The sequence below is a fragment of the Vibrio sp. 10N.286.48.B8 genome (assembly GCF_003050085.1).
GTDB lineage: Bacteria > Pseudomonadota > Gammaproteobacteria > Enterobacterales > Vibrionaceae > Vibrio > Vibrio crassostreae.
In genome coordinates this window covers 231168-247669 of sequence record NZ_PIGD01000004.1, presented here as the reverse complement: position 1 = coordinate 247669, position 16502 = coordinate 231168, and the positions used below count along the sequence as shown (strand labels likewise).

The window sequence follows — 16502 nt, the reverse complement described above, 5'->3', positions numbered from 1 at the left end:
CGTTAATTGTTTTTTATAAGATTATGGTCACGCTAACTGAACCGTAAGTTTATGAAATGTAATAGGAAGACAGACTCTGAATCTAAATTTGTTATGTACGATAACCATTATTGTAACTGTTAGATCTGTATGGCCTATAAAGTGCCAGGTTCATAACCTAACGATATTATTTCATCCATAATCAATCATATAGAAAGTCATTCAGAAGCATATTTTCGATCTAACTAAGCATATTCTTACTGAACACCGACTCGCCTATCCCGAGACACTATGTCAAAATACTCGCCCTCACGATGACAACACATAAAGAACCAAGGATATGAATTTTCAAGCTGCTATTTTTGATATGGATGGACTGTTACTCGACACCGAGAGACTTTGTATGCAGATTTTTGAAGAAGCATGTCACGCGCAAGACGTTCCGTTCTTGCAAGATGTTTACTTAGGCATCATTGGTTGTAACGCAAAAACCATCGAACAGATTTTTAGAAAGGGCTACGGCGAAGGGTTAGATTACCCGGCGCTGAACACCGAATGGCGCACTCGCTACAATGCGGTTGTTAAGCACCAAGCTATCCCAGTTAAAGATGGTGTTATCGAACTACTTGAATGGCTTAAAGCAAACGACATTCCAATCGCGGTAGCGACCTCCACTCAGCTCGATATCGCGAAGAAGAAGCTTGAGCTGGCCGGCCTAGATTCTTACTTCACATCATTAAGCACCGGCTGCGAAGTGACTCACGGTAAACCTCATCCAGAGATCTACCTGCTAGCAGCAGAACGCTTAGGTGTTGCCCCTGAAACTTGCCTAGCGTTTGAAGATTCAAACAACGGTATTCGCGCTTCTATGGCAGCCAACATGATCAGCTTCCAGATCCCAGATTTGGTTGAGCCGTGCGAAGAAGTGAAAGCGCTTGGCCACACCATCAGCCCTTCTCTACATCATGTATTGGCACAGCTTCAACAAGCTGCAGCTTAGGCTCTCACTACCGTTGATAATGCTTTTATCTGTCTCGTCCTAAAATACGTAGACAAGCCTCTCTATTAAGCCGACTCACAGAGTCGGTTTTTTTGTTGGTATAGTTTTTATAAAAGATAAAAAATCGCGTTTGAAACTGTTAAAGTCGATGTGAAATAAATGCTAGGTGATCAACAAGATTGCTAACGTCTACATATGGAGAAAGAGACGCGTGAAGGAAAAGTTTGAAGACCAACTGCTTGATTTTGCACAACGAGAAATGACACAAGATGCAGCGCACGACATTAGCCACATTAAGCGCGTCGTTAAAACCGCTAAGGCTTTATGCGTTCAAGAACAGGCTAAGCTTGAAATCGTTCTGCCTGCCGCTTATCTTCATGACTGCTTCACCTTCCCGAAGAACCACCCAGCCAGAGCCAAAAGCTCGCAAATGGCAGCAGACAAGGCGATCTCTTTCCTCAAATCTATCGAGTATCCTGCGTCCTATCTGGATGAGATCCATCATGCGATTGTCACGCACAGCTACAGCGCCAACATCACACCAGAAACTTTGGAAGCTCAAGTCGTCCAAGATGCTGATCGTCTCGATTCTCTTGGTGCGATTGGCATTGCTCGTTGCTTGTATGTGGGTCAAAGCTTTAACGCAGAGTTGTATAACCACGAAGACCCGTTCGCGAAGCAGCGTGACTTAGATGACAAGCATTACAGCGTCGACCACTTCTACGTGAAGCTGTTTAAGCTCGCTGGAACCATGAATACAGAATCCGCCAAGTTAGAAGCCAACAAGCGCACTGACTATATGCGTGGCTTTCTTGAGCAGTTGAGTACGGAAGTTTAATGGTTTAGAAAAAGAGACACACGATAAGGAAGAGACAAGGATATGGAAATAAACCGCTTTAAAGCATCCGACGCCGACGAGATCGTCACTTGGTTCACATCTCTCGAAGACTACGTACTGTGGGGAGGACGAAACTTTGGTTGGCCGTTAGAAGCCTCTTCCATCATCGAACGTTCTCAAGAGCCCCATGTCGAGCTTTACACATTCTCCACGTCTAGCACTAACTCGAATACTAATGACTTGCTCGGTTTTATGGAGTTTCAACGCATGTCAGACAATGAACTTCGTTTCTGCCGAGTTGCTATTCACCCAAACCAACGAGGCAAAGGGTTAGGACAATCGATGCTTGCAACGGCCTTAAAGGCGGCGAAAGAAATACCGAATGTCACCACCATCACCTTGGCCGTATTCAAGCAAAACCACGGCGCAAAACGCTGCTACGACAAAGCGGGTTTTGAGGTCGTCGACAAAGAGCCAAGCGTTAAAGAATTTAATGGTAAAACATGGCCCTTGTATCAGATGGAATTAAAGATCTCTTAATTGGCTTTCATTTGATTTGAAGACAATGGCTTAAGCTCCTTTTCATATAGAAATTAATCCCCATATCATAAAGAATCGCTTTAGTTTGGAACCTCCAATGACCCAAGAAAAATTCGACACCATTTACCAACGTGCCGCTCACCGTAAAGGCGGCGCAGCTGAGCTCGAAAAGATTGTTCGTGCGCCTCTTTCACAAGCTGAGTTATCACAAATTACCGACGACCGTTGGCTAGCCGCCTTTACCGAGAAGGTATTCCAGTGTGGGATTTCGTGGAATGTGGTGAGGAAGAAATGGCCGCAATTTGAAGAAGTGTTCTTTGAATTCGACATCGAAAAGATGCTAATGCTACCGAATGAGATGTGGGAACAGAAAGCGCAAGACCCGCGTATTATTCGTCACCTTACTAAGGTGATGACTATCCCTGCCAATGCCACCATGATTCATAATGCCAAGCGTGAAGCCGATTCATTCTCACAAATGGTTGCCGAATGGCCATCAGAACGCATTACAGAACTTTGGGACTACCTGAAGAAACACGGTAAGCGATTAGGTGGTAACACCGGTGCTTACACCTTGCGCCAGATGGGTAAAGACACATTCATCTTATCATCGGACGTTGAAGCGCACCTGCGCAGCACAGATGTGGTTGATAGCGGTCGTAACACTAAGCGAGCACAAGTTGCGGCAAGTAAGGCTTTCAACGAGTGGCAGCAGCAATCAGGTCGCAGCCTGAGCGAAATCAGCCAGATCGTGGCATACAGCTGCGGCGATAATCGCGTCTAGTTTTAGGGCTAATAACTTAAAGCTCTAGATTGCACACAGTTCCTTGCAAACTAAATGTTATAAGTCATTAACAAATAAGCGTGCATCGCACTTTCATCCGGTGGAATTGTATAGATAAATGTATACAATATAGGGTAATACTCATGAATTATTCTCAACCAACCCAACTCGACTAAACAAGGGTCCTTATCTCTATGACAGTTCTCAAAAACTCTGTCTCCAAAGGTGTAAAAACGAAAGTAACAGGCCAGACTCAAGACGATGTTGTTTACTGCCATATCTTCGATGCGATACTAGAACAAAGGCTGCCACCAGCCACCAAATTAAGCGAAGAAGCATTAGCAGAAATCTTTGGTGTTAGCCGTACTATTATTCGTCGTGCCTTGCTGCGCCTATCTTTAGAACAAGTTGTGGTGATCCGTCCTAACCGAGGTGCCGTGATTGCAGCACCCACAGTAGACGAAGCCAAACAGATATTTAAAGCACGCGAAGTGATGGAAATTGCTATCACAGAGCTAGCGGTTAAAAACGCGACCAAAGCTCAAATCGAAGAGTGTAGAAAACTGGTCGCGAAAGAGAACTGCGCCTTCGACCAAGGTGACTATGGTTCTGGCTTACGTTTGTCTGGTGAGTTCCACATCAAACTGGCTGAAATGGCTGAGAACGCGCCACTGCTGGCTTTTCAACGCAGCTTGGTATCGCAAACTTCTCTGCTTATTGCCCAGTACGAAACCGGCAGCCACTCAAACTGCTCTCTCGATGAGCATGAAGGATTGCTTGATGCGATAGAGTCTGGAGATGAAGAGCAAGCCGTTGACCTAATGCGAGAGCATTTAAGCCACATTCGCTCTAAGCTAAACCTAGACAGCAGCACCGCATCGAGCGACCTACATGTTGTGTTCTCAGATCTGCTTAAGAACAAGTCATAATCGCTTCTATAAGCTATTAATGACTAACTGCTAATAGTTTCTTGTTGGCAACTATCAGTTAACAACTTTTTGTTAACAAGACGGGAGAGAAGTAAGCCTCTGCGATTACTTCTCTTTTTTTACCCTCCCCATAATGATAGACGCGAAGATCGACTCATTTCACCTCAAAACACTCTCGTTTCTGAGCAGAATAGTGCTCTTAGCCTCTATAACATTTACTCCCTAATGCCAAAATTATTGTCTTTATTTTGTATACATAGCCATTAATTCATTCACACCACAAAACTCAACACTTCCAATTTAAATCCCAATAAAACAAACAACTACATCCAAAATTTAATTGTACACAATCCACCAAAGTGCAATGTTGTTGCATTTTTGTAAATAAATAGTTGACCACAGGGTCAGGATGGATAATTATTGACCTAGAAGTCAAAAAGAATACACATGGAAATATGTCGATATACAAGGAGGTCTCTTGATTACTTTTTTGCTCAATCAGGAAATAAGACGTGAAGACAATCTGTCACCTAACATGACAGTGCTCAACTACCTTCGTACCAAGGTTAATAAAACCGGTACCAAAGAAGGTTGTGGGTCAGGCGACTGCGGCGCATGTACGGTCGTTCTAGGTGAAGTAGTTGATGGGCAACTGCAATACCGTTCGGTGAACTCTTGCCTTACATTTGTGTCAGCGTTACACGGTAAGCAGCTGATCACAGTAGAAGATCTGCAAAATCGAGATAAGTCATTACACCCGGTACAGAAAGCGGTCGTCGATTTTCACGGTTCACAGTGTGGTTACTGCACGCCGGGCTTCATCATGTCGATGTTTGCCCTAGGCAAGAACAAACCCGATGCGAGCAAAGAAGACGTCATGGAATCACTGGCGGGTAACCTATGTCGTTGTACAGGCTACCGACCAATCGTTGATGCCGCGATGTCGCTTTCAACAGACCAACCTTTGATCGACCAATTTGCTGAGCTTGAACGCAACACCATCAAGAAGCTAGAAGATATTCAAGACACCGAGGCCAACTTACGCCTTGGTCACCTCACCGCTTTTTCCCCGAAAAGCACTGACGAGTTGGCCAAGCTTTTTCAAGCGCATCCGAACGCGAAGCTGGTTGCTGGCGGCACGGATTTAGCATTGGAAGTGACACAATTCCATCGCGAGATTGAAACACTGATCAGCGTAAACCTTGTTGAAGACATGAAGGTATGCGAAGAGACCGACACCGATTTAATCATTGGTGCCAACCTACCTATCAGCGATTCTTACTCACTACTGAAAAAACACTACCCAGATTTTGGGGAACTATTGCACCGCTTTGCTTCACTTCAAGTTCGTAACCAAGGCACCATCGGTGGCAATGTTGCCAACGCTTCACCTATCGGTGATACCCCTCCTCTACTGATTGCCCTGAACGCGAAGATCAAACTTCGTTGTGGTGATGAGTCACGCACCATGCCGATTGAAGATTACTTCATCAGCTACAAAGTGACAGCGCAAAAAGAGAGTGAGTTCATTGAACAGATCATCATTCCTAAGCCAACCAACGACAGCTTCCGAGCTTACAAACTGTCTAAACGTTTAGACGATGATATCTCTGCGGTATGTGGTGCGTTTGATATTCAAATCGAAGATGGCAAGGTTTCTTACGCTCGTATCGCTTTCGGTGGTATGGCTGCAACACCTAAGCGCGCGGCGCGTTGTGAAAATACGTTATTAGGCAAACCGTGGACAGACGCTAATATTAAGTTAGCAATGCAGGAACTGTATAACGACTTTGAGCCACTATCTGATTTCCGTGCAAGCCAAGAATATCGTTCATTGTCGGCAGCAAATATGTTGCGTCGTTACTTCATTGAACAACAGAACAAAAACAACCAAATCGAAACAAGGGTAACGTCTTATGTCTAAATCACACGAGCATGCGATGACCCACGAAGAGATGGTTACCATTGCAAAACAAGACCTAAAAACTGGCGTAGGCAAAAGCGTTAAACACGACAGTGCAGCCAAGCAAGTCACGGGCGAAGCGGTATACATTGATGACCGCCTTGAGTTCCCAAATCAGCTGCACGTCTACGCACGCCTGAGCACTCAAGCGCACGCAAACATCATCAAGATAGATTTATCACCGTGTTACGAATTTGAAGGCGTGGCGATTGCTATTCAAGCCAAAGACGTACCGGGTGAACTGGATATCGGCGCAATTCTTCCGGGTGACCCACTGCTTGCAGACGGCAAAGTAGAATACTACGGCCAACCTGTGATTGCCGTGGCAGCTAACGATTTAGAGACAGCACGCAAAGCCGCACATGCAGCCGTTATTGAATACGAAGAGCTACCTGCGATTCTTGATGTAAAAGAAGCGCTAGAAAAAGAGCACTTCGTAACAGAAAGCCACACTCAACAGCGTGGTGATTCGAAAGCCGCACTGGCAAAAGCAAAACACGTAATCTCTGGCGACCTAGAGATCGGCGGACAAGAACACTTCTACCTAGAAACCCAAATCAGTAGCGTAATGCCAACCGAAGACGGCGGCATGATCGTGTACACCTCGACGCAAAACCCAACCGAAGTTCAAAAGCTGGTTGCGGAAGTGATTGGCGTACCGATGCACAAAGTCGTGATTGATATGCGTCGTATGGGTGGTGGTTTCGGTGGTAAAGAGACTCAAGCAGCCTCTCCAGCGTGTATGGCTGCGGTTATTGCTCACCTCACTGGTCGCCCAACCAAAATGCGTTTGCTGCGCAGTGAAGACATGCAGCAAACCGGTAAACGTCACCCGTTCTACAACCAATACACAGTTGGTTTTGACGACAATGGTGTGATTCAAGGTGCCGACATTACCGTTGCAGGTAACTGTGGTTACTCACCAGACTTATCAAGCTCAATCGTAGACCGCGCGATGTTCCACTCAGACAACGCCTATTATCTAGGTGATGCAACTGTGGTCGGTCACCGATGCAAAACCAACACAGCATCGAATACCGCTTATCGTGGCTTTGGTGGCCCGCAAGGCATGATGACTATTGAACACATCATGGACGAGATTGCGCGTTACCTGAAAAAAGATCCTTTGGAAGTACGTAAGGCAAACTACTACGGCGAAGAAGGCCGTAACGTGACCCATTACTACCAAACCGTTGAAGACAACTTTTTACCTGAGATAACCGAACAGCTTGAGCGCAGCAGTGACTATCACGCACGTCGTAAAGACATTGCTGAGTTCAACAAGCAAAGCCCTATCTTGAAGAAGGGCCTAGCAATCACACCAGTGAAATTCGGCATCTCGTTTACTGCGACTTTCTTGAACCAAGCAGGTGCGCTCATCCATATCTACACCGATGGCAGTATTCATTTGAATCACGGTGGTACGGAAATGGGGCAAGGCTTGAACATCAAAGTTGCACAAATCGTTGCACAGGAGTTCCAAGTCGATGTCGAACGTATCCAGATCACCGCTACAAACACAGACAAAGTTCCGAACACATCACCAACCGCAGCCTCATCGGGCACCGACCTCAACGGTAAGGCCGCGCAAAACGCCGCAATGACCATTAAGCAGCGCCTGATCGACTTCGCTTCTTCGCACTTCAAAGTGTGGCCTGAAGAGGTGGTATTTAAGAACGGCATGGTGCAGATCCGCGATGAGATCATGACCTTCAACTCATTTGTTGAACTGGCTTGGTTTAACCAAATCTCGCTATCGAGCACTGGTTTCTACCGCACTCCGAAGATCTATTACGATCACGAGAAAGCGCGCGGTCGCCCGTTCTACTACTACGCATACGGAGCATCTTGTTCAGAGGTTATCATCGATACTCTAACCGGCGAAAACAAGATTCTGCGTGTCGATATTCTGCATGACGTGGGCGCTTCATTGAACCCTGCGATTGATATTGGCCAAGTCGAAGGTGGCTTTGTGCAAGGTGTAGGTTGGTTAACCACGGAAGAGTTGGTTTGGAACCAGCAAGGCCGCTTAATGACCAATGGCCCAGCGAGTTACAAGATCCCTGCGATTGCTGATATGCCGATTGATTTCAGAACGCATCTTTTGGAAAACCGCAGTAACCCAGAAGACACCGTCTTCAACTCGAAAGCCGTGGGGGAACCCCCTTTCATGTTGGGTATGTCGGTATGGAGCGCACTAAAAGACGCCATTAGCTATGTCGCCATCGACGGCACGATTCCAAAGCTCAACACACCTGCAACGCCAGAGCGTATTCTGATGGCGATACAGGAAGTAACTGAAACGGCTCCGACTTCGGTCGATGCACAATCAGAAACGGCTTAGGACGTAATAGACCGCTAGGGAAGCATAAAAGGGATTTAGGAGGACGTATGTTTAAGGATAATTGGATTCACGAACTGGCAAAACTGGAAGAGAACTACGAACCATGTGTGATGGTGACAGTGCTTGAAGACAGAGGCTCAGTGCCACGTGATGCGGGCACCAAAATGCTCGTCACTCGTGACCGAATCATCGCTACGATTGGTGGTGGTCACCTTGAACATGTGGCCACTAAAATGGCTCGCGAGATGCTGATTGCCAGCGAAAAATCACTCAAAGTAGAACGCTTCAACCTAGGCGCTCGTCTAGGCCAATGTTGTGGCGGAATGGCTACGTTAAGCTTTGAACCGATCGGCACTCAGCAGAATCACCTTGTGCTGTTTGGCGCTGGCCACGTTGCCAAAGCGCTGCTGCACATTGTCGCGACTCTGCCCTTCCGTGTGACCTGGATTGATGAACGTGAAGAAGTGTTCCCTGAAACGCTGCCACACGGTGTTAAAAAGCTTGTTTCAGACGATCCGGTTGGCGAAGTGAAACACATGCCACCAAACAGCTACTACCTTGTGATGACCCACAACCACCAGCTCGATTTTGACCTAACCAAAGCCATTATCGACCGTGAAGACAGCCGTTACTTCGGCATGATCGGCTCGCTTACCAAGCGTAAGAAGTTCGACTTCCGCTTAGAACAGCGCGGCTACAGCCAAGAACAAATCGAAACCATGATTTGCCCGATTGGTATTAGTGCTGTGAATGGCAAACACCCAGCCGAAATTGCGGTATCGGTTGCGGGTGAACTGATCGCACACTATCAAGGCCAAGCGCTTGAACAAAAGCGCCCAACCAAACAATATCGAAATCAGGATTTGACCGATCAACACAGTCAACCAAGCGACGTAGGCGAACCACCATTGGAAGAGAAGATCGCCTAACACAAGTCGCAAAGCTTTAGCGGCCATAACGTCGCTGAAGTCATTAAAAGGAAGTAAACATGACAACGCAACGCAAAGCTTATCGCGCCAGTATTTTACACAGCGTCGCCGACCCAAAAGACGTCGGTATCGATGAGTCTTACGACTATTTTGAAGACGGTGTTTTAGTGGTTGAGAACGGCCACATCGTCGATTTAGGCCATGCCGATGACGTATTGGCTCGCCAGCCTAAAACACTCGAAGTAAAAGAATACAAAGATAAGCTGATCACCTCTGGCTTTATTGATACGCACATCCACTACCCTCAAACAGGGATGATCGCGTCTTACGGTGAGCAGCTACTTGATTGGTTAGAGAACTACACCTTCCCAGAAGAGAAACGCTTCAAAAACCCAGTTTATGCACACAAAGTGGCGAAGCTATTCCTAGACGAACTAGCAAGCAACGGCACCACCACAGCACTCGTGTTCGGCACCGTGCACAAAGAGTCGGTTAACGTTTTCTTTGAAGAAGCTGAGAAGCGCAACCTACGTATGATCGCAGGTAAGGTTTTAATGGATCGCAACGCGCCAGACTACCTCACCGACACTCCAGAATCTGGCTACGCTGATTCCAAAGAACTGATTGAGAAGTGGCACAACCGCAGCCGTTTGCTTTACGCGGTGACACCTCGTTTTGCGCCAACCAGCACACCAGAGCAATTGGCGACCGTTGGTAAACTTCTAGAAGAATACCCTGACGTATACATGCACACGCACCTTTCTGAAAACGAGAAAGAGATTGAATGGGTAAAAGAACTGTTCCCAGAGCGTGACAGCTATTTGGATGTGTATGACCACTATGGCCTACTGCACAAACGTTCGGTATTCGCCCATGGTATTCACCTGTCTGACTGCGAATGTAAGCGCCTAGCGGACACCGAATCCGCCATCGCTTTCTGTCCGACCTCTAACCTGTTCTTAGGGTCAGGTTTATTCCGATTACCCGAAATGGAAGAGCACGGTATTCGTGTTGGAATGGGAACAGACGTTGGCGCTGGTACCAGCTTCTCGATTTTGCAAACCATGAGCGAAGCGTACAAAATCATGCAGCTTCAACAAGAGAAACTTCACCCTGCTAAATCGCTGTTTTTGGCAACTTTAGGTGGCGCACGTTCTCTGCATTTAGAAGATAAAATCGGTAACTTAGAAGTAGGCAAAGAAGCCGATTTCGTCGTGTTGGATCTGCACGCGACACAACTGATGCGCTTTAGAATGGAACAAGCGACCAAGCTTGAAGAAAAACTATTTGTACTAATGAGCTTAGGTGACGACAGAACCGTCAGCGAGACTTACATCTACGGTGAGAAAGCCTACGACGTGAATTTCAAAGATTACAAAAAGCTTGTGAGTTAAGTTGCGAGAAATAATCACACAGCGGCTTAACTTAACGATGGCACGCTCTCGTGCCATCGAAAAATAGCGAAAAAGTTCAAGATTAACAAATACCTTTAGATATTGGCTTATAAAAAATAGACAATATATCTAGTTGAAACGAACTTCCTTTAGTTGCACATCAAAACTTCATCAAGTCACGAACAAAGATATAGCATCGAAAAATCCCTACTCCCCCCATCAAATAATGATAAATAAAATTATAAACAATTAAATCACCCCAAAATATAAAATATGCAAGTGAGATCTATTTTAAGATAATAAAAACAAAAAAAACTTTTTATTATCTTTTTTTATACTATATTGGGCCAAAAGAGGTAACTAGTTATGAAACTCAAAGAAATAAAAACTGGAATTTCCCTAATGTTGTTTGCTTCATCGGCCTGTGCAGGCCCGCTAGATGAAATCATCACCACGGATGAAAAAAAGATATCAACTATTACTGTTGGCGTTGACGGTAGCTGGTTTATTAAATCAGAAGATAGCTGGAACTTACAAGGATGTAATGAAATAGAAGTACTAAAAATAGAATCAAGTCACCCAAATAAAGTAGATTACATAAATTTACTGTCCACAATAAATGACTATTCAAAAGCACAAATAAAAGCCCATGCTTATTGTGGGAAATATGACAACTCCGTCATTACTGCTGGTAAATTTATATCTATCAGCTTCAGCCAGTAGTTATATTTAGATAAATTAAAAGTGGACTAATTAATAGAACAACACTGTAATATTTGGTAAAAAACCAAACCATAGCTTAATCTTCGACATTTAATTAGCAATTTAAATATATATTAATTATAAGTATGAAAAAATATTATTATAAAAATTTCCTTTTCCAAATCTCTATAAAAGTTTAATTAGAAAGGCTGATAACCATACCCCGAGAGAAAACCAGAAAAGTGTAATTTATATTTAATACTGGCTAGGACGATTTAAAAAGGTAGAATATGTCTTTAAATGCTCATCAACAAGAGAAATTAAAAATTTTCATAAAGGATATTCATAAAAAAGCAACAAGCTTTATGGGTTATCCAATTTCAACAGACTTTAACTATCAACAACTAAAAGAATTAATCAACTTTCCTTTAAATAACCTTGGGGATCCTTTTGCTAAATCTACTTGGCAAGTTGATAGTAGAGAGTTTGAATGTGAAGTAATAGAATTTTTTGCAAAACTATTACGAGCACCTGAAAAAGATTGGTGGGGGTATGTCACAAATGGCAGTACTGAAGCTAATCTATATGCTTTATATTTAGCTCGTGAGCTCTACCCTAATGGTATTTGTTATTTTTCCAAAGAAACTCATTATTCTGTCGCCAAAAATTTACACTTGCTCAATATGCGTCATATAATGATCCGATGTGACGATAAGGGGGTAATTGACTATGATGACTTGCGAGAAACGCTAAAAGTCAATAGGGATGTGCCTGCTATTATTTTTGCGAATAGTGGCACCACTATGACAGAAGCCAAAGATGACATAAAAAAAATTCGTACTATTTTAGACGAGTTTTCTATTTCAAAAAGTTATATACACAGTGATGCCGCATTATGCGGAGCTATAAATCCTTTTTTAACACCCAGACCGTCGTTTGATTTTGAAGACGGTGCCGACAGTGTTTCACTGAGTGGACACAAATTTATTGGTTCTCCAATTCCTTGTGGGGTTGTTGTAGCCCGTAAATCAAATGTTGATCGTATTGCACGCTCTATTGCTTACATTGGCTGTTTAGATACTACTATTACAGGCTCACGTAATGGCTTTACACCGATGGTACTGTGGTATGCCATTAACAGTTTAGGGTTAGAAGGCCTGGCTAAACGTGTACTACACAGCCTAGAAGTTGCAAAATACACGGAAATTCAATTACAAAATATAGGTATAAAAGCTTGGCGAAACCCAAATGCGATAACTGTTGTTTTACCAGCTGTGCCAGAGGAAATAAAGCAAAGATATCAATTAGCAACAGCAAATGGTATGACACATATTATATGTATGCCACATATGAAATTTTCAGATATTGATGCGTTTACTTCTGCATTAAAACTAGACATGAATGACCTATGAGGATATTTAAATGGAAAAGATAATATTAATATCTGAAGACTATATCGGATTGATCACAGACATAACGGAAATCTTATCGAAAAATAAAATAAAAATAAAAAATATAGATGCTGACAAAATAAATAACACCGCATTAATAAAGATAAGTTCAGACAATAACAAATACACGTATGAAATATTGATTAAAGCGGGATTCAATATTATTTTCAACACTGAGATAATAATGGTAAAAATCGATGATGAGCTTGGAGCGTTGGCAAAATTAGCAAGGAAATTATCAGAGAATAATATTGACATTAGAAGTCTTAATATTGTCGAACAGGATGAAAACCATTTGATTTTATCTATCACATGCTCAGATCCAGAGAAGACTAAAAAATTGATGAGTCACATGTTGATATAAACAAAACCTGACAATACCAAATTTTATTTTTGGCAACTTTAGGTGGCGCACGTTCTCTGCATTTAGAAGACAAGATTGGTAACTTGGAAGTCGGCAAAGAAGCGGATTTCGTGGTGTTGGATCTACACGCGACACAGCTGATGCGCTTTAGAATGGAACAAGCCACCAAGCTTGAAGAAAAACTGTTTGTACTAATGAGCTTGGGTGACGACAGAACCGTCAGCGAGACTTACATCTATGGCGAAAAAGCTTACGACGTAAACTTCAAAGATTACAAGAAGCTCGTTAGTTAGACTTAAAACCGAGTAACAATCGCTAGACAGCGACAGCCGTCGTTAATTAAAAATCCGTCCAGATTTATCTAGCCTTTAAAGACCAGTTGCTGATGCCACTGGTCTTTTTTGTGCTTCATTCAAAGAAATATAAATTAACCGCTCACAGACAACGATCTTCGGTGACGCCAAGTCATTATATTGATAGGTTAATGTTTATACATTTCGACTTCATACTTCACTTTAGCGTCTCTCTCGAACATTCGTTTCTCAGCTAAATGGAAGCACTACATCTAGAAAGGAATTCTATGTTCGAACAGGTCGTTAGCATTCTGTTTCCCGTTTTTGCACTCGCCAGTGCTGGCTTTGCAGTCGGTCGTTGGCTTAAGCCCGATTTCAAGCCAATCAATCGCATTAACATGGATGTCTGTATTCCTGCTTTGGTGTTTGCATCGCTGACCACCATGCCACTCGACACCGAACAACTGCCGCTGATTTCTGCCTCTTTGGTTGCGGTGTTAGTGCCCGCACTGCTGATGATTCCGATCTGTAAGATCTTTAAGCTCAACTTCAAAGCTTGGGCTCCGCCACACATGTTTCGCAATAGCGGCAACCTTGCGATTCCTCTGTTCACTTATACCTTTGGCGAAAGTGCATTAGCTCCAGCAGTACTGCTGTTTGTGGTATCAGCGTGTGTTCATATCAGTGTAGGCTTAGCGTTATTAAGCGAAGGTAACCCGATCAAACAGATCTTCAAGATGCCAATATTCTTGGCTGCTTTATTAGCAATGACACTAAATCTGTCCGGTATTGCAGTGTGGACTCCTATCTACGAAGCCACATCGCTACTTGGGCAAGCTGCTGTCCCGATCATGCTGTTGTCACTAGGCTCACAAATGGTCAACTTGAGGCTGAGTGGCCTGAAAGTCGGCTTATTATGTACAGCGCAATCTCTGTTCACTGGAGCGATCGCTTTTACGATCATCTACTTCTTCATTCCTCTACCCACTCTACACTTGCAGATGATGGTGCTGTTCACCATGCTGCCACCTGCAGTGATGAATTACCTGTTTGCAGAAAGGTTCAACGTAGAGCCACCTAAGGTCGCCTCTATGGTGTTGTTCGGCAACTTCTTAAGCGTGGTAACGCTGCCGATACTGCTATCTTTTGCCTTGTCGATATCAAGTTGAAATCCAGGATTTATCTTACTTATCAAAGCAAAAAAATGGGAGCACGCCTCTCTAAAAGTGGATGACAAAAATCGAGTCTACCATTCAGTTTTCCATTCAAGGCCTTACTCCCTGAACAAAGCAGCGAAAGTGTGCAACGAAAAAATATTCTTACTTTGACTTTATTCCCATCGAACTTCATCTTCCTGAGATAACAATATATCTACGCATCACTCCACTGCTCTTAGTCTTTATAAGTCATATGAAAATTAAAAATTTAATACCTCTGCTGCTATGTACCTTCTCTCACCAAGCATTGTCTGCTGCAAATTTCACTACAGATTTTGTAGAGCTTGGGATTCAAACAAAGCCAAATGGTATTAGTTTGGAAGGGGGACGAGATATCAATGACAGCCTTGCGCTTCTGGGTGGGGTAAGCTCAAATGCCGATCTCGATGAGGACAACTATGACGTCTATATCGGCCCTCAAGTTTACGGGCCTATCAACCAAACCATCGATCTCAATACTCAACTATTGCTTCACTACAACAAAGGATCTTACGCTCCGGGGAAAAGCAAAACCTTTATTGAATTCAACGCGGGACTTCGTGCTTGGATTACTCAACGAGTAGAGGCAAATGTCATGGTGGGGGCAAATGGAGAGCATTCGATCTTTACGTTTGGCGCGAGATTCCATGCAACGGATAAAGCCGCGTTCTCGATATCTTCTAAGAATAACGGGATTTATGGGCCTCAACTACAACTTGGGGTTAGATACAATTTTAGTTAACTGACTGTAAGTAAATGTTCTTAAAAGCAAAGTAGCCATTTGATGAGACATCTTGTATTCAACATACTTAGCGCAGCAAAAATTAACATCAGAAGGGCTAGGCGCCGATGAATTACTGAAGCTGCGTTCGAAATACATCGCGAATCAACAGCGAGCATCAGAGACATTGACTCAAGACTTTGACGGTAAGAAGGTGCGTATACCTGGATTCCTGGTTCCAATTGCTTTCTCAGCGCCCCTCGTTGCTACCGAATTCTTGTTAGTTCCTACAGCAGGAGCGTGCATACATATGCCACCACCACCAGCGAACCAAATTGTCAGAGTCTCTTACCCCGAAGGCTACAAAGTAGAAACCGTTCAGTACCCAGTTTGGGTAGAAGGCGTGATTTCGTCAAAACTGACCACCGACAATGTATATCTTGTCGATGGCGATACCGATCTGACCATGGGGTACGATATGAATGCTTCGTTGGTAGTGAATTACCACTAACTAAAACGGCGTGAACCACGAAGTGCTAATGCTAGCTTTGGTTTCACCGACAACTCATAACCTATAACAAAAAGAGCCGCATCGAGGCTCTTTTTAACATCCAATCAATCCCAGACTAGCTTGACGGTTCGAAAATCAACGTATTGTCATGCCCGATAATCGTCAGCTGTTCACCTACATCGTCGTAAGCCACAGTAACGCTCTCTTCGAATGTATCAAAAATCAAATTCTCTTGAATCGCTTGAGTTCCACTACAGCCCATTCTCGTGCTGACAATTGGGGTGAATGCCAAATAGCCCTGCTCAAATGTCGTCACGTGGGTGAAAAAATGGTTACACCCCGTACGGCCATAAATGTTGTCTCGTGCTATTTGTATTGATGCTTGGTGTGTCGGCTGCTCACCATTAACACGAATAAGATTCCAAGGCCCCATAACAGCCTGGTGCATTGGTGATAACTCATGAGAGGTTTCTATTTCTTGCGCTTGAACGGCTGTTCCTAACACTCCAGAAAATAACAACACACTAAGCGATAAAATTACTTTTTTCATTATTCTTTCCGTTA

Annotated in this window: 16 protein-coding genes and 1 pseudogene; 16 read left to right on the top strand and 1 reads right to left on the bottom strand. The window is 43.8% G+C overall.

What is annotated here, in order from left to right; genetic code table 11:
• Positions 1–319: 319 nt before the first annotated feature.
• The 16 genes and pseudogenes from CWO08_RS07420 (at position 320) to CWO08_RS07345 (ending at position 15938) form a co-directional block, all read left to right on the top strand.
• A complete protein-coding gene (locus CWO08_RS07420; RefSeq protein ID WP_108020179.1) occupies positions 320–979 on the top strand; it encodes an HAD family phosphatase in 660 nt (219 codons plus the stop codon).
• Between the two features lie 211 nt (positions 980–1190).
• Positions 1191–1817 carry an HD domain-containing protein gene (locus CWO08_RS07415; RefSeq protein WP_108020178.1) on the top strand — a complete coding sequence of 209 codons (627 nt, stop codon included), beginning with the start codon at positions 1191–1193 and terminating at the stop codon, positions 1815–1817.
• A gap of 42 nt (positions 1818–1859) precedes the next feature.
• Positions 1860–2357 (top strand): GNAT family N-acetyltransferase, encoded by a 498-nt coding sequence (locus tag CWO08_RS07410; protein WP_108020177.1) that lies wholly within the window; start codon positions 1860–1862, stop codon positions 2355–2357.
• A gap of 97 nt (positions 2358–2454) precedes the next feature.
• Positions 2455–3141 carry a DNA-3-methyladenine glycosylase I gene (locus CWO08_RS07405; RefSeq protein WP_108020176.1) on the top strand — a complete coding sequence of 229 codons (687 nt, stop codon included), beginning with the start codon at positions 2455–2457 and terminating at the stop codon, positions 3139–3141.
• A 194-nt stretch (positions 3142–3335) separates the two neighbouring features.
• Entirely contained in the window at positions 3336–4070 is a 735-nt protein-coding gene (locus CWO08_RS07400) for a GntR family transcriptional regulator (protein WP_048669449.1), read from the top strand.
• Positions 4071–4548: 478 nt separating this feature from the next.
• Positions 4549–5994, top strand: coding sequence for a xanthine dehydrogenase small subunit (gene xdhA / locus CWO08_RS07395; RefSeq protein ID WP_108020175.1), 1446 nt, complete (start codon positions 4549–4551; stop codon positions 5992–5994).
• Entirely contained in the window at positions 5987–8377 is a 2391-nt protein-coding gene (gene xdhB / locus CWO08_RS07390) for a xanthine dehydrogenase molybdopterin binding subunit (protein ID WP_108020174.1), read from the top strand. The genes xdhA and xdhB overlap by 8 nt, the downstream gene beginning before the upstream one ends.
• A 47-nt stretch (positions 8378–8424) precedes the next feature.
• Positions 8425–9306 (top strand): xanthine dehydrogenase accessory protein XdhC, encoded by an 882-nt coding sequence (xdhC, locus tag CWO08_RS07385; protein ID WP_017630713.1) that lies wholly within the window; start codon positions 8425–8427, stop codon positions 9304–9306.
• Positions 9307–9365: 59 nt separating this feature from the next.
• Positions 9366–10700: a guanine deaminase gene (gene guaD / locus CWO08_RS07380; RefSeq protein WP_108020173.1), complete on the top strand. Its 1335-nt coding sequence runs from the start codon at positions 9366–9368 to the stop codon at positions 10698–10700.
• A 366-nt stretch (positions 10701–11066) separates the two neighbouring features.
• Entirely contained in the window at positions 11067–11423 is a 357-nt protein-coding gene (locus tag CWO08_RS07375) for a hypothetical protein (RefSeq protein WP_108020172.1), read from the top strand.
• A 269-nt stretch (positions 11424–11692) separates the two neighbouring features.
• On the top strand, positions 11693–12814 hold the full coding sequence (locus tag CWO08_RS07370) for a histidine decarboxylase (protein ID WP_108020171.1): 1122 nt from the start codon (positions 11693–11695) through the stop codon (positions 12812–12814).
• A 10-nt stretch (positions 12815–12824) separates the two neighbouring features.
• Positions 12825–13217: a hypothetical protein gene (locus CWO08_RS07365; protein WP_004737501.1), complete on the top strand. Its 393-nt coding sequence runs from the start codon at positions 12825–12827 to the stop codon at positions 13215–13217.
• A 23-nt stretch (positions 13218–13240) separates the two neighbouring features.
• A pseudogene (locus tag CWO08_RS07360) lies at positions 13241–13510 on the top strand (amidohydrolase family protein); the annotation flags it as partial.
• A gap of 287 nt (positions 13511–13797) precedes the next feature.
• Positions 13798–14679 (top strand): AEC family transporter, encoded by an 882-nt coding sequence (locus CWO08_RS07355; protein WP_108020170.1) that lies wholly within the window; start codon positions 13798–13800, stop codon positions 14677–14679.
• Positions 14680–14920: 241 nt separating this feature from the next.
• Positions 14921–15448 (top strand): hypothetical protein, encoded by a 528-nt coding sequence (locus tag CWO08_RS07350; RefSeq protein ID WP_108020169.1) that lies wholly within the window; start codon positions 14921–14923, stop codon positions 15446–15448.
• Positions 15449–15500: 52 nt separating this feature from the next.
• Complete coding sequence (locus CWO08_RS07345) at positions 15501–15938, top strand: DUF3299 domain-containing protein (RefSeq protein WP_219909161.1); 438 nt, start codon at positions 15501–15503, stop codon at positions 15936–15938.
• Between the two features lie 115 nt (positions 15939–16053).
• Here CWO08_RS07345 and CWO08_RS07340 read toward each other — a convergent pair whose 3' ends face one another.
• The gene (locus CWO08_RS07340; RefSeq protein WP_017105036.1) at positions 16054–16488 is read right to left on the bottom strand and encodes an META domain-containing protein; all 435 of its coding nucleotides are present in this window, start codon (positions 16486–16488) and stop codon (positions 16054–16056) included.
• Between the last annotated feature and the right edge of the window lie 14 nt (positions 16489–16502).